Raw genomic sequence first — 14,619 nt, forward strand, 5'->3', positions numbered from 1 at the left:
AGATCGGGTTAGTGAGGAAGGGATGAGCCCCCTTCCTGTAAGATATATTACTTTTTTGAAATGGGTATCCAAATTTCACTTTTAAAAGATGGTGATGTTACATCTTTATGCTCATTCCACAGTATTTCTGGACCTTCAATTTGTTCATAATTTGACGATGGAAACCATTCGGAATAAATCCGCCCCCATACTTCCTGCAGTGCATTCGGAAATGATCCGACTGCTTCGAATACAGCCCACGTTGAAGCAGGGACTTCAAGCTGTGATAGATGATTTGGGCAATGTTTCGTTGTGGCTGCGCCAATATAGTGATCAAGCTCTCCGTTTTCCTCTGTCCGGCCTTCAGAAAAGTTCGTGGATGCACTAATGAGTCCTGCAGGCGCTACATTAGAAAGCTCTTTTAGTTGATTGATTGCTGCTTCATCTAAACTTTCCCACATCGATGCAATGTCAGGATTCACTCCTTTGAACAAAATAGGGACTCTTTTTTTTATGCCGACGATGCGAAATGCCTCTTTTTCTTCAATGCGATAGTTCATTTCATTTCCTCCTTTGATTGATAACTGGAAGGTCATTCGCGGATAAGCTTTAAGTGAATGGCCATTATGTTTAGCTTCTGTTGGTCTTATGCCATGCAAATGTTTAAATGCTCTTGCGAAAGAATCTGGTGAGTGATAACCGTATTTTATTGCAAGATCAATCACCTTAACGCTGCTGTCTTTAAGTTCAAAAGCTGCAAGAGTAAGACGTCTGCGACGAATATATTCCGATAATGAAATACCTGCAAGGAAGGAAAACATCCTTTTAAAATGATATTCAGAGCAGAAAGCAAGCCTTGCTGCTTCTTTGAAATCAATATCGTTCGTGAGGTTTTCTTCAATATACGTTAATGCGCTATTCATCCTTTTAAGCGAATCCATTTATTTGACCTCCTTTAACAAAAGAATAACAGGAGCGAAATGTATCTACCCGACATTCCGTGCACAGTTTTGCAGGATAACTTATATGTAATAATTAAGTTATTCACCTGTATTTGTACAGCTAAAGAAAACACCTCATAACTGATTGGGTTTCATAAGATGAAAGAAAGTTATCATTGTTTTATATTAAAAAGAAAATAAGAGGATGTCAGATCCGGCTTTTCGCAAGTATTCTTCCTTAAGGGAGATCACTTTTGCTTATTCGACTAAAGCAGCAGTTTAGCGGAAGAAGGAGAAAAATCAGTTGACTTACTTGAATACTAAATAGGTGTAAAAAGTGGTTATTCATACGAAGGATTGAAAAAGAAGAACACGCAGCAGATTCACTTGCTCTTGTTGGGGGGCAAGTGTTGACAACCCTATTACTGGTTTAATTAAAGAAGGAGTATAAAACCTGTGTCAATGATGTTACGAGATATCTGCGACACAGGTTTTATATGTAGGTAACTCATCTTCTTATATATTTAACATTGCATTTTTTTATTATGAAATAGTTCATTCTATTTCTGCTTTCAATTTTTCGAACCATTCTAAATTAACCAAGTGATGTGAACGGGAATTTTCGTTCATACGACGAAAGTAATTGATTGTGCCGGGAATTTCTTGAGTGACAGACAGGTATTCATCAAGGAGCTCGATTCGAGTTTTAGTCTGATCGATTTGTGATTGGATCAGATCCAGTAATTTATTTTTGTCGAATTCATCGGCAAAGAGTAACGCCCCATAAAATTGCAGGTTCACATATTCCGATTTGGTGCCGTATTTGATCATTAATTTCTCGAATTCTGCCCTTCCCGATTCTGTGACGTTAAAGTGACGGATTTCACGCCCGCTGGTTGAGGGTTTCTGATGAATCTGTTCGATAAAACACTTTTCTTCAAGTTGCTGCAGATTGTAATAAAATGAACCTTTTGTGAAGTTAACAATGTATTTGTAATGACGTTTTTCCATTAAGGCCAGAAGTTCATAGCCATGAGCGCCGGGGTTTTGGATGAGCAGGCCAAGGATAAGTAAGGGAATTATGGTTTCATCACCTTCGCCATCCGCGCCTCAAATTCCGCGTACGTGATTTTGCCCGATGCCAAATCCATACTATGAAGGTAAATCTGTTCTGTTTTAGAATAGCCGCCCTTCACTTTCAGTGATTGCTCCTCTCCCGAAATAGGTTTCAGGATATGGCACTTTTTCGAAAAAGCCTCGAAATAGCGGTAACCGAATTTGCGTTGTGAAGCTGCGTCTAAATGAATGCCATCAGGATTCGCAGTCAAGCCTGCTGCAGTAACAAAATAACAATTCGGTTGTTCATTAGCGAAACGCAGCAATTGTTCATTAACCTGTCGAAATTCAGTCGCATGCTGTCCAAAACCGATCTTCCCAAGAAAGTCACCAAGCCCTCCAATCATCAACGGTACCTCATCAAGTTTCAACTCGTTTCTTAGCGTCTCGATGATAAGGGTTAATTTCTCGTAATAAGTTTCATGCAGCGAACGATAACTGTCACTCTCACCCTGGTGCCAAAGGATTCCGCAAATTTGACTGGATCGGAGGGCGAAGCGGGCTTCGGACAAAGCATGCTGAAAAAGGATGCCTTCCGGATGCCAGTCATTCAATGAACTGCCACCTTCCGCACAAGGGATCAAGCCAATTTCTTCATCGGGATGGGCTTTCGACCATGCATCTGCAAAAGATGCCGCCAGACCAACGCCGGAAACCGGACGGTCGTAATTAATCGGCTCTGTCATCATCTGCCACTGTCCATTGCGCAGCATTTTTATTTTTTCATTATAGATAGGATCTACTTCATTCAAAAATCCACGGCCTGCCATATTCGACTGCCCCAACATCAAAAAAGACTTTATCATCTAATTTTTCACTTCTTTACATCAATATTTGGTCTAATTAGACTATAGTCAATTCAGTTTGTCTTGTAAAGTTTTAACAAGGTTTTATTAGTATGTATGAAAAGCGTTCCTGTGAAACAGCAAGGAGCGATCATGAAAGGTTGAGGAAGTGTTAGAAAAGAGGGCTACACAGTTTACTGCTTGGGTACATACAAGCTTGCTTTGCGAACAGGCCGATATAAGTCCATCAATTGCATACCGATTCATGAAGGCGAATTGCAGAAGTGCCATCCGCTGACTGAGGAGATTGATTTTGAAAAACGAGAATCAGATGCGGTAATTGGTTATGCAGCTTATTTTGAGTTGATAAATGGCTTCGAAAAACAGTGTATTGGACAAAGGCACAAGCAGAAAAGCACAAAAAGAAATTCAGTAAGTCTGATGTTGGATGGAAAAATGACGGGGATGCGATGGCACTTAAGCCTGTATGAAAAGCAGTTTTGAGCAAGTGGGGGATTCTTTCTAAAAAGCAGTTATTAATGAAACAGACAGTTCAGAAATTATCGATTCCGAGCCTTCAAACAAAGAAAATACAGAAAACCAAGCGTGCGAGAAGCCGATCCTTTTGATGGCAAGCCTGTAGAAACAGTGATCCAAGGGCAAACGATTGGCAGGTTGATCAAATCCAGTCAGTCTTAAATTATCGATATTTGAATCACAAGCCTTTGCTGATTTCTTCGGAGTTAATACTCGATGAGATTTTGGACATTGACGAGGCTCTTGGTTCACGAATTTACCAGATGTATCGTGATTACATAGTGATTATTAAAGGCGATCGAATGCAATTAAATCATAGGTTAGGTGCTTGGGAATGAAGGAAAAAACGAATGTAAAAGCAGCTGATGGACTTTATATATTTGGACCTCTAAGTCTTACAGAATTACGCTAACTAATCCGTTTACTTGAGGAAAAAATAAATAGAGCGGTTGCTGAGTGCTTAAAGCAGTCGTGTCTCTGCTGACAATTTTAGTCTCCGCACCGAGAATAGAAAAAGAAATTCAGCTATGGGAACAGCTTGACGGGAGGTAAAGAACAGTTGAATTGCATTAAGTTCATTGTTTATGGTGAGCCAATCGCACAGGGGCTGCCAGTGGATCAATACGAAATGGGAAGGTGCATATGCGTGATCCAACGAAATCAAAGTATTTCAAACAGTATGTGGCATTGGTTGCGTCTCAGCATCGTCCAGAAACAATTATTACTGGTCCTGTCTTTATGGATGTCAAAGTGTATAGACCTATGCCGAAATCAGTTTCAAACTCAAAAAAGAAGAAAGAACAAGCTGAAAAGGGACTTCTGCAGCCGACAACTAAGCTTGATATTGATAACTATGTAAAGGGTGTAAAAGATCCCTGAATCATCTTATTTACAAAGAGGATAGTCAGGTTGGGGATCTGAAAGTAAGCAAGTTTTATAGCGCAGAGCCGAGAGTGGAGATCAAGATAAAAGAGGTTTCTGCCTAAAAATAAAAAACACCGAAGCGCTTAGCCTCAGTGTTCTTGATATGAACTGGTCCTTCTATCATAACACACAGGGAGCGCTTTGAGTGTACAATCCAAGAGAAATAAACATCAAAAAAGGCTTCACTATTCAGCAGAAGATTGACCAAGGGAAGGTTAAAATTATTGTTTTAGATGGGAATCAAGGTACTGCCCATGTCTTAGATGCTCCGGAGCATGGTAAACAGTGATTCAAACTGTAAAGGGTAGCTTTGCGCGGGTTGATCATGAGATAGGGTTTAAAATGAATGATAGTTTATTAAAAAGGCACTTTAAAAGTGGTTTTGTAGTAAAATAAACAAAAACGCTGGAGGATAGTAATGTTTTTAAAGGGATCAGGTGTTGCTTTCTATTTAAGGGTTTTGTCACCTTTAAATGAGTTTATTGAATATTTGGATGACGTTGAAGACAGATTTGAAAAATCAAAAATGCGGTATGAAAATGAAGCAAAAGAATTGAGCCCAGAAATTGAAGAAGATTATTGGGATTATTATATTGATGAATATCATGACTTCAATAGCACATATCCTTCAATTTTGAGAAGTAGTGTATTCACGAGTATATATAGCTTTTTAGAGTACCACCTTATAAGCAGATGTTTAGATAAAGCAATTTTAGACAAAGTTAAGTATGATAGAGGGATTTTTAAAGCCAAAAGTTATTTTAAATTAAGATATAAAAGTAATGAGAAATTTAAAGAGTCAGAAATATTCTCGAACAATGTTTGGAATAAAATTGTTGATTATTCAAAGATTAGAAATTGTTATATTCACAATTCAGGAATAATAACAATGATACCAGATGAAACAAAGCAAAAAGAATTAATTCAAATTATTAGAAAAACCAATTATATTGAAATTGATGACCGTGACAGAATACATATACTAAATAGGGAATTTTGCAAAGAATTTCACGAAGTTGTTTACAAATTTATTTGCGATTTGAATGATTTATTATTAAATTTAAAAGATTAAGTCCAAGACGGAGAGCCTCGGACACTGAACTTACAGTATTATTTACGCTGTTTGTTTAGTGTCGTTTTTATTTGGAAAAGGAGGACCTATTCATGAATCGAAAAGGCATTGAAAATCTAATCAATAGCTATCACTGGATGGTGAAAGAGGTTCATCGATTGCAAAGGGTACTTTATGGTTCAACAATTCCTATGAAAAATTGGGGTGTTGCTCAATATGGATTAGAAGCAGCTATGCCAAAAGGAAGTCCTGGGAAGAGTCAGGCTGAGTTGCGACAAATGGATATGAGAGAAGAGCCTCTTTTCAAACGTCTTAAATACTATGAGGAACGAGTATATGCAGTTGAGTTAGGCGCCGGAAAAACCAAAGGAGAGCAACACAAAGTTATTTATGATTGCATGAGGGAGGGGATGAGTTACCGTGCTATTGGCCTTCACCTTGGCATTTCAAGGGAAACTGTACGCAAAATGAAAGATGAGTTCATCATCCATTTATGCCCAGGTTGCCACTTTGAGCGTTTGTTGAATCTGAAAAAATCTGTAGTGTCAAATGGGAGGCAGGTCGGTGCGGATCGTTTAATCATTCGCGTTAGAAATAACCTTTCTCCTAACGGAGAAAGGCATGAGCGATTGCAATCAAAATAGCGACTGCAAACTCTCGGGAAATTTTGATGTGGATTTCCATAACCACACCCCTCTAGGCGAGTAAGGATTTCGACTTGGTCGGATTAACCGTGAGAGCCGCGCCCACCTAGCCCAATTAATGTTAATCAACAACATTTGTTAGAATAGTTAGCATACGGATCGGTAAACCGTCAATGTACAATAGAAGCTCTTATTGATATTCTTATCGACAAAAAGGTATTTACAGAAGAAGAATTCGTTAAATACCAAATGCACCATTTAGAACATTCAGCTGATGAGCATTCTGCGGAGCTTTTAGGTATCAGTAAGGAAGATTACATCAAGAGCAGAAAATAAAGCATCCTGTAGGGTGCTTTTTTGTCGACAAATTTTGCAAATGGTTCCATTATCATTGTTTTTCGTCGATAATAAGATGGGAGATGAGTAAAATGGAACAAATATTTGAATCTTTTCTTGAAAGTGTACCTTATACATATTTCACTCATTTGAAGGCTTTTAAAGATTATCTGAGACATTTAAAGGTCACTGATGATACAATTATAGATTTTCTCCAAGGTGTTAGAACAGAAAGGATAATTGATTCTTTAAAATTCAATATTGAAAATCGATCACAGAGCAAGAAAAAAATTTTTAAAAAAGAAACTGCTTATATGTATAGTGTTGTTATAAAAAAATTTTTTATGTATCTCCAATCTGAACATTGTATCAAGAACCTCGACTTTGAAAGAGAGTTAAATTTATCAGCTAGCAATCATTCATCATATAGATATAAAATGAATGAATTTATCTCAAACAACTCTATATTAAAAGACAGTAGCGGTTTTAATACATTACTTGAAGAAGAGGTTAATGATCTTATTAAGCAATGTGATGAAACATTAAATTCAGATGATATATATATAAATGCCTTTGAAGAGAAAAGATATTTTAATAAATTTAGATCAGCAATAATCATTAAATTGATAATATTAACTGGGGTACGCTATGAAATAATTTGCAACTTGAAAAAAAATAATCTAGACCTTAAATATAACAATTTAAAGATAAATGATTATTCTGTGCCTTTACCTAATAATTTCAGAGATCAATTTGAAAAATATTTAAAATTAGTAAATGAACTTACTTTTAAAAAAGATAACGATTTTTTACTTATTGAATTTGAGGGAGAGCAATTAAAAAAGATTACAGCTGATACGGCTAACTTCTTAAAGAATAGTATAGATAGAAGTGATTTAAATGGTCTAATAAAATACTCCGTGGTAAATATGTTGAAACATGAAATGAATGAACACGTAATAAGGAAGTTAACCGGAATTGGAACTAAATTTTATGAGCAGTGCCTCGAAGAAGTTGTTGATCTAAATAAGGACAATAGACACTTAAACTCTATTTTCATGTCAATGGCTTCTTTTAGTACTTTATAAACTAGATACCTCAAAGGGTATCTTTTTTTGTACTTTTTAATACTCAGAATATGCAATTTAGTCAACGTAATGAATTGAGTTGTTTTAGAAATTACTTTCCAAAACAACTCAATTCAAAGCAGGCGGCGGTGGATGTAGATGGCAGAAAAGTACATTCAAACGCATAAAGACTACCTTAAAGTTATGAAATACAAGGACCTTGCCGAGAAGTACGGAGTGTCAGTGAACACCATTAAATCGTGGAAACAACTGACACACTTGAAAACAACATCGAACAAGAAGTCGCATCCAGATGCGACCTCTATTAATAGAAAGTAACCTTAAGAAAAAATTTAAGGACTTGCAGCCCTATGGCCGTATAAACAAATTTAATCCCTTCATAATATGTCATCAAACTTAGCATATTCAATATGGATTCTAATTTAGGAGTTTAAGAGCCATTGATGTGCTCATAAATATCTCTCACACTTTCCGAGCATCTGGCGAGTAAAATACGTCACTATGCATATGCTGTATTTTTTCCCAGTTGGCGGGATTGGTTGTATCAAAAGAGCGGTGCTCCATGATGGCCTGATATAGGGCGGTTTTTTGTTCCAAATGGGCAATGTGCTGTTTGGCTTCTTCGAGCTGGGCGAGCGCATCTTCTTTATGCTCCATCATGAGTGTGTACCGTTGTGGAATGGTCGAATCTCCTTCAAGACAGAGATTCACGTACGTTTTAATAACTTCAATCGGCATCCCGGATTGCCTGAGGCATTTGACGCCAAACAGCCAGTTGATTGATTCTTCGTCGAACAAACGAATATTGTTTTTATTTCGTTGTACGCTCGGCACCAGGCCTTTATCCGTGTAAAAGCGCACCGCATGCTCGGTGAGTCCGGTTATCATCGCTGCTTCTTTGACTGTATGCATGTGTAATCCTCCTTTGAAATTTTTTTAAAAAAGTGCTTGCCTTCGTGTTACATGAAGGTAATAAGCTTATTATAACGCAAACCAGCCGCAGCGGAATTCATTCTGCAGTGCCCGATTTTCGGGATGCGTGCCGTTTGTCGTTCTACCTTTGAACAATAGGAGGAATTACAATGCAAACCGTAACATTAAACAATGGAGTGAAAATGCCAATTATCGGCTTCGGTGTGTACCAAGTCCCCGATGCTCAAGAATGTGAAAACGCAGTATATGAAGCGCTGATGGCCGGTTACCGCCTGATTGACACCGCTTCCGGTTACCTAAACGAGGAAGCAGTCGGACGTGCAATCAAGCGGAGCGGCGTACCGCGTGAGGAGCTATTCATTACGACCAAGCTCTGGATTCAGGATGCCGGCTATGAAAGCGCCAAGACAGCCTTTGCCAAATCATTGAGTAAGCTGCAGCTGGATTATCTTGATTTATACCTTATTCACCAACCATACGGCGATTACTACGGCGCTTGGCGTGCGATGGAGGACTTGTACCGTGAAGGCAAAATCAGGGCAATCGGAGTCAGCAACTTCTACCCCGACCGTCTTATGGATCTCATCATGCATAATGAAATCGTGCCAGCCGTCAATCAAGTCGAAACACATCCATTCTATCAGCAAAAAGAAAGTGCTGCTTTTATGAAAGAGCAGGGAGTACAACACGAGTCGTGGGCACCGTTCGCTGAAGGACGCAATAACATGTTCAGCAACGAAGTGTTGACTTCCATTGCGGAAAAACACAATAAATCCGTCGCCCAGGTCGTGCTGCGTTGGCTTGTTCAGCGTGAAGTCGTTACGATTCCAAAATCGGTCCGCAAAGAACGGATTGTCGAAAACTTTGACATTTTCGATTTTGAGTTGAGCTTAGAGGATATCGAAAAAATTTCCACCCTTGATAAAGGAGAAAGTCTTTTCGGATCGCACCAAGATCCGAAAATTGTAAAAGCGATAGGCGCCATGAAATTCGATCTGTAACTTTTGATTGAACCGTAAATTGCGTACAGAGGGTGAATGGAAATTTCAATTATTGACATTAGAAAGCTGATATACTAAGTGTGTTGTGAAAATTTCGGCAATAAAGCGTGATCCAGCTTCAAATGTTGGTTTCAAAATTGCAGGAGATTAAGTTAGGGCTAGAGGAAGGGAAGAACCCTTCCTTTTTTCCTTGGACGGACTGAAAACAGTGCCCTTTTTCTGGCCAAATTGAATATAAAATGATATGCAGACAAAATACCGCAAAGCGCATGACTAATAAAAAAACGCACAAGTAGATAAAATGAACCTATTTGTTCAATACAATCAGCTGCTTTGAAAGTATATAAAAAAGGACACCAAACCAACAGCACTAGTGCTATAAGTTCAGTGTCCGCAGACTTCTATTTTTAATTTCTCTAAAGCCTTAAGGCCTTATTTTTATTAACCTCTTCCAGCTTGGAAAGAAGGATATTTCGTCATACCGCCATCTGCAAAGAGTGTAATACCCGTTACATAACTTGCTTCAGAAGATGCTAAGAATGCTGCTACTGCTGCTACTTCTTCTGGTTTACCGATGTAACCCATTGGAATCATGCTTTCAACATCTGCACGTTGTTCTGGATCTGCGAATTTTTCAGCGTTGATTGGTGTGTTCATCGCACCTGGTCCAATGTTATTTACGCGGATACCTTTTGGCGCATATTCAAGAGCCAATGTTTCCGTCATTAGTTTCATTCCGCCTTTACTTGCTGCATAGTGAACAAATAATGGCCAAGGAATCATTTCATGTACGCTGGACATGTTAATTACGTTTCCTTTAATGTCGTTTTCAACGAAATATTTGATTGCTTCACGGCTTCCTAAGAATGCACCTGTTAAGTTTGTATCAATAACTTTGTTCCAGTTATCTAGAGATAGCTCATGAGAAGGAACTGGGTTTTCAACACCAGCGTTGTTAATCATTACGTCTAGTGTACCGAATTCTTTAATAGCTGTTTGAACAAGATTTACAACGTCTTCTTCTTTTGTTACGTCACCTTGAACGATGATTGCTTGTCCGCCTGCTTCTTCTACTTCTTTTTTCGCATCTAAAGCTTCTTCTTCATGGTTGTAATAGTTAATAACAACTTTTGCTTCTTCTTGACCGAAGCGAACAGCCATTGCACGTCCCAGGCCTGTAGATCCGCCTGTAATTACGACTACTTTATCTTTTAAATCTTTATACATGATAAGTTCCTCCTGGTTCTAACGATTATTTTTTAATAGATATTCTTACTGTTTAGTTTCAACATGTATTTTAACTTTTTGCTATTCCCAGCAGCACTCCGCCTAAAATAATGAGCACAATGCCAATTGAAATCGAAATAAGCTGACGCTTTGTTTTCTTTTCGCCTAGTAAGAAGATACCTCCAAGCGTTGACACGACGATTCCCATTTGTGATAGTGAAAAACTTGTCGCTACCCCTACCTTAGGTTGGGAAATAAATAAGAACATATTACCCGCAGCCCATATAAGACCGGGAATAATGTTGCGAATTGTGTATTTATTAAAAGGCTTATGTTTATAAGTGAGGATGAGTCCGCCGATAAACATACCGATTGCTTGAGGGAATAAAGCCACCCAGCCATCAACGTTAAACAAACGTGCAACGACCACATATACTAAATATCCAATCGTAGATATGATGAGTGTGATAATGCCCTTTTTAAATTGCCCAGATTGCTCTTTATTTTTTTTGCTTTCAAGTGAGGTTAACACAATCCCAATCACGATAAAAATGAGGGCTAGTATTCCCAATAGAACTGTAGTGACTGTTGACCACTCATGAAAAACAATCACCCCAAACAAAGCTGTTGATACGAGCTGCATACCTGTTGAAATAGGCATCGTTTTAGAAACACCAATATATTCAATGGTTTTTAACTGATTACTTTGCCCAACAGCCCAAAACAACCCAGAAACGATTCCTACAATAAAGATAACGGGCGTCAAAACTGGATGAATAACAAGATAGGTAACAGCTGAAAAGATCAGTGCTCCAATCGTTGTTCCAAGTGTTTGACTATAAGGTCCTCCGCCTAACTTGACATTGAAGAGGACGATACTTCCCCAAAATACTGCAGGAAGAATGGCTAAGAAAATATCCATTTGATCCAAACCTTCTTTCCCAAACCCTTGATGTATTAAAAGTGGCTAGTTTTGTTTCGTCACTTTACGTTACTAATAGTAACTTAGGTAACTAAAATAGTCAACGATTTTATTTTACGTTTCTTTTTTCTGATTAGTTCTTCAATTAGACCATTCTTGATGTTTCGGGTCTGAAATAATAAAAATGGTTCATTTATATGAAATCTGATTTCAAAAGAAAAAATCAGTCGCAACGAAAAAAACTAACCTAAGTTACTATTGGTTACTTAGGTTAGTTTATCGCATAGGTGATGTGTGGTTTGTTAACTAACATATAAAAAAGAAAGGTGGATCTCAAATGGCAGAAACATTAATATCTGCTGGGAAAGTGTTTATTGAGGGAACGGTCGTATAAATCAAGCAGGTTGGAGGTGTGCGAGAGCTATTTACGTTTAAAGAAAAAGAGGAATAAGTATATGAAGATGTATAAAACAAAAAAGCTTGTAGAAACTTGAAGGGCCTTGATAAGGTTCAAGGCCTTATGATGTGTTGGATTAAAATTGTTTAGCCATCTCTTTGGCTTGCTGCATTGCTTTATCTTTAATTTGAGAAGCTTGTTCCGGAAACTTCATTTGCCCTTCAATAATAATGCTTTCAAACGATTTTATACCAAAGAAATCCATAACCGCTTCTAAGTATCGGTTTCCCATCTCTCTTTCCATTTCAGGACCATGTGAGTAGATGTCTCCCCGCGATTGGATATGGAGAGCTTTTTTTCCTTTTAGTAATCCTTTTGAACCTTCTTTAGTATACTTGAAGGTTTTACCTGACACTGCGATTGCATCAATATAGGTCTTCATGATGGCTGGAACGGAAAAATTCCACATAGGTGTTACAAAAATATATTTATCAGCTAACAAAAATTGTCCGCCTAATTCAGCTAAACGGGCGACTTTTAACCGTTCATCCGCTGATAAATCTTGAAGTGAAGCTTGAGAGCGAAGTTTTTTCCAACCATTAAATACATCTGCGTCTAGATAAGGAATATCAGCTTTATATAAATCTAAATGGACAACATCATCTTCAGGATGTGTTTGTTTGTAACTATCAATGAATTCTTTTCCTACGGTCATGCTGAGTGATTCATCTTCAGGCAGAGGATGTGCTGTGATATAGAGAACATTAGACATGGAGATCTTCCTTCCTTATTAGATAATTAAAAACAGCGCTGTGTTTATTGGCATAGATACTAAAAGAACTGTCAATCCTTGACCCAGCTTTCCGCCCATTGACTAATCGGTCCTAATATTTTTCCTAATTCTGTTCCTTTTTGAGTTAAAGAGTACTCAGAACGTATCGGACGATCGGGGATTACATTTCGGACAACAATTCCCTGTTCTTCTAATTCTTTAATCCGTTCCGTTAAAATCCTTCTGCTTAAGGACGGCATGCTCTCGCTTAACTCACTAAAGCGCTTAGGACCGCTCATTAGCACATAAATAATTAACCCTGTCCACTTTTTCCCAATTATCTCGAAGCTTTTTTCTACTTTAGGTTTTAAATCTTTCGACTCGCCCATATTATATGTCCTCCTTCAATAAATATGGATGAAAAATAACTTATGCATTTATTGTAACAAAAATAATGGAAATGTATTTGGGTACTTTGAATTAAAAAGGTTGATATCTCTTTTTTTAGTTACTTTTTGTCACTTTAGTTCCTTTTAGTATCAGGTGAATGAGCAGAATTTCTAAAATAATCAAATCATGATTGTGAAATGAAATATATTTTATTGATAACAATGTGCGGATATTAAAGGGAAATAATTCAATAACTTAAGTATAAATGAGTAATTGTGACGGTTAAATAAATTAACGATAAGAGGGAAATGAAATGCCTCTTATGTTGTATTGATCATGCCGCGTTCGTTATACATGATTGAACATATAAATGATGAGATATCAAGCTACATGTGGAGGTGAATAAACAGGGGGATATTCAGCTTTTTGATCCAGGTTGATAGAGTATATGTAAGGAACTGTCACATCTCTTTTTCAAAAAGTCTTCGTAAAACAGAAAAAGCCGGGATGTCAGATCCGGCTTTTCGCTTACTTTCCCTTCGACTTTTTCCGCTTCTCTTTCTCCGCCCGGTAAAACTCATGAAACATCTTCATCAGCGCCCGTTTTTCAATCCGGGATACATAGCTCCTTGAAATGCCGAGCTCTTTCGCGATCTCGCGCTGCGTCTTTTCTTTTTTTAAATCAAGGCCGAAGCGGCCGACGATCACTTCTTTTTCGCGGTCGTCTAAAATGTCGATATATTTTTTGACCTTTTCAAGCTCCATGTTGAGCTGAATGGTGTCGATCACATCTTCGCTTTCCGACTTGAGCACATCGATCAGGCTTATTTCATTCCCTTCTTTATCTTGGCCGATCGGATCATGAAGGGAAACGTCTTTTTTTGTTTTTTTCAAGGCGCGCAGATGCATTAAAATCTCATTCTCAATACATCGTGCGGCATATGTCGCAAGCTTCGTGCCTTTTCCGGCTGAATAGCTTTCGATGCCTTTAATCAGACCGATTGTACCGATGGAGATCAGATCTTCTGCGTCTTCTCCCGTGTTTTCGAATTTTTTTACAATATGGGCGACTAAACGGAGATTATGTTCGATCAGCATATTGCGGGCGTGTTCATCTCCTTCGGCCATAAGGTCTAAGTATTTTTTCTCCTCACTATTTGAGAGCGGTTGTGGAAAGGCATTATTTTTCACGTATGATACTAAAAACACGAGTTCTTTCACAATAAACCCGAGCGCTGCAAAAACACCTGTCACCATCCTCACCTCCACAAAGTTATGTAGGCAAAAGCCTATATGTAACTGTATGTGGCAGTCAGGCTGTTTGTGTCTGTACAGGGAAATTAATCAAAGGCATGTTTTATTTCTTACAGCCTCTTGATTTTTTCTGATTGAGCCTGTATATTGTTAAAAAAAGTAAGATCGAATAAATATAACGTGAAAAGCGCTGAAGAGAAGAGTAGACAGATATCATTCATGACAGAGAGCTCTGGGAGCTGGGAAGGAGTATGAATGGATGTGTTGAAACAAACCTCTTAGCTTCGCATCGGAATCATGC

At 38.0% G+C, this 14,619-nt stretch carries 12 protein-coding genes and 6 pseudogenes; 9 read left to right on the forward strand and 9 right to left on the reverse strand.

The features are described from left to right. Positions 1 to 47 precede the first annotated feature (47 nt). From AUL54_RS17735 to AUL54_RS17745, 3 genes are all read right to left on the reverse strand, one after another. Positions 48 to 920: an AraC family transcriptional regulator gene (locus tag AUL54_RS17735; RefSeq protein ID WP_060964692.1), complete on the reverse strand. Its 873-nt coding sequence runs from the start codon at positions 918 to 920 to the stop codon at positions 48 to 50. Positions 921 to 1,475: 555 nt separating this feature from the next. Further along, positions 1,476 to 2,003 carry a PadR family transcriptional regulator gene (locus AUL54_RS17740; protein ID WP_060964693.1) on the reverse strand — a complete coding sequence of 176 codons (528 nt, stop codon included), beginning with the start codon at positions 2,001 to 2,003 and terminating at the stop codon, positions 1,476 to 1,478. Then, positions 2,000 to 2,842, reverse strand: coding sequence for a sialate O-acetylesterase (locus tag AUL54_RS17745; protein ID WP_060964694.1), 843 nt, complete (start codon positions 2,840 to 2,842; stop codon positions 2,000 to 2,002). Before AUL54_RS17745 ends, AUL54_RS17740 begins: the two co-directional genes overlap by 4 nt. Before the next feature lie 183 nt (positions 2,843 to 3,025). Here AUL54_RS17745 and AUL54_RS17750 point away from each other — a divergent pair. The 8 genes and pseudogenes from AUL54_RS17750 to AUL54_RS21760 form a co-directional block, all read left to right on the forward strand. Continuing rightward, positions 3,026 to 3,520: pseudogene (locus AUL54_RS17750) on the forward strand (recombinase RecT); the annotation flags it as partial. After that, positions 3,466 to 3,696 (forward strand): annotated as a pseudogene (locus AUL54_RS22000) (ATP-binding protein); the annotation flags it as partial. The pseudogenes AUL54_RS17750 and AUL54_RS22000, both read left to right, overlap by 55 nt. A 304-nt stretch (positions 3,697 to 4,000) precedes the next feature. Then, positions 4,001 to 4,344, forward strand: a pseudogene (locus AUL54_RS17755) (RusA family crossover junction endodeoxyribonuclease). 83 nt (positions 4,345 to 4,427) lie between these two features. Beyond that, positions 4,428 to 4,678: pseudogene (locus AUL54_RS17760) on the forward strand (XtrA/YqaO family protein). Positions 4,679 to 4,700: 22 nt separating this feature from the next. Continuing rightward, positions 4,701 to 5,354, forward strand: a complete 654-nt coding sequence (locus tag AUL54_RS17765) for a hypothetical protein (protein ID WP_060964695.1) — start codon at positions 4,701 to 4,703, stop codon at positions 5,352 to 5,354. 92 nt (positions 5,355 to 5,446) lie between these two features. Beyond that, positions 5,447 to 5,899, forward strand: a pseudogene (locus AUL54_RS17770) (hypothetical protein); the annotation flags it as partial. A gap of 527 nt (positions 5,900 to 6,426) precedes the next feature. Then, a complete protein-coding gene (locus AUL54_RS17775; RefSeq protein WP_060964696.1) occupies positions 6,427 to 7,422 on the forward strand; it encodes a tyrosine-type recombinase/integrase in 996 nt (331 codons plus the stop codon). Positions 7,423 to 7,560: 138 nt separating this feature from the next. Next, positions 7,561 to 7,671, forward strand: a pseudogene (locus AUL54_RS21760) (phage terminase small subunit); the annotation flags it as partial. Between the two features lie 213 nt (positions 7,672 to 7,884). Here AUL54_RS21760 and AUL54_RS17785 read toward each other — a convergent pair. Further along, positions 7,885 to 8,334, reverse strand: coding sequence for a MerR family transcriptional regulator (locus AUL54_RS17785; protein WP_060964698.1), 450 nt, complete (start codon positions 8,332 to 8,334; stop codon positions 7,885 to 7,887). 170 nt (positions 8,335 to 8,504) lie between these two features. On the opposite strand from AUL54_RS17785, the gene AUL54_RS17790 reads away from it, so the two are divergent. After that, a complete protein-coding gene (locus AUL54_RS17790) occupies positions 8,505 to 9,356 on the forward strand; it encodes an aldo/keto reductase (protein WP_060964699.1) in 852 nt (283 codons plus the stop codon). Between the two features lie 441 nt (positions 9,357 to 9,797). Here the strand turns inward: AUL54_RS17790 and gdh are convergent, their stop codons facing one another. The 5 genes from gdh to sigK form a co-directional block, all read right to left on the reverse strand. Then, positions 9,798 to 10,583 carry a glucose 1-dehydrogenase gene (gene gdh, locus AUL54_RS17795; protein ID WP_060964700.1) on the reverse strand — a complete coding sequence of 262 codons (786 nt, stop codon included), beginning with the start codon at positions 10,581 to 10,583 and terminating at the stop codon, positions 9,798 to 9,800. Positions 10,584 to 10,653: 70 nt separating this feature from the next. Next, entirely contained in the window at positions 10,654 to 11,505 is an 852-nt protein-coding gene (locus AUL54_RS17800; RefSeq protein WP_060964701.1) for a RhaT/GlcU family sugar-proton symporter, read from the reverse strand. A 533-nt stretch (positions 11,506 to 12,038) separates the two neighbouring features. Further along, positions 12,039 to 12,674, reverse strand: coding sequence for an FMN-dependent NADH-azoreductase (locus AUL54_RS17805; protein WP_060964702.1), 636 nt, complete (start codon positions 12,672 to 12,674; stop codon positions 12,039 to 12,041). A 71-nt stretch (positions 12,675 to 12,745) separates the two neighbouring features. After that, positions 12,746 to 13,063: a winged helix-turn-helix transcriptional regulator gene (locus AUL54_RS17810; protein ID WP_060964703.1), complete on the reverse strand. Its 318-nt coding sequence runs from the start codon at positions 13,061 to 13,063 to the stop codon at positions 12,746 to 12,748. 529 nt (positions 13,064 to 13,592) lie between these two features. Continuing rightward, a complete protein-coding gene (gene sigK / locus AUL54_RS17815; protein WP_016938880.1) occupies positions 13,593 to 14,321 on the reverse strand; it encodes an RNA polymerase sporulation sigma factor SigK in 729 nt (242 codons plus the stop codon). Positions 14,322 to 14,619: the final 298 nt, after the last annotated feature.

The sequence above is a fragment of the Bacillus sp. SDLI1 genome (assembly GCF_001553895.1).
Lineage (GTDB): Bacteria > Bacillota > Bacilli > Bacillales > Bacillaceae > Bacillus > Bacillus siamensis.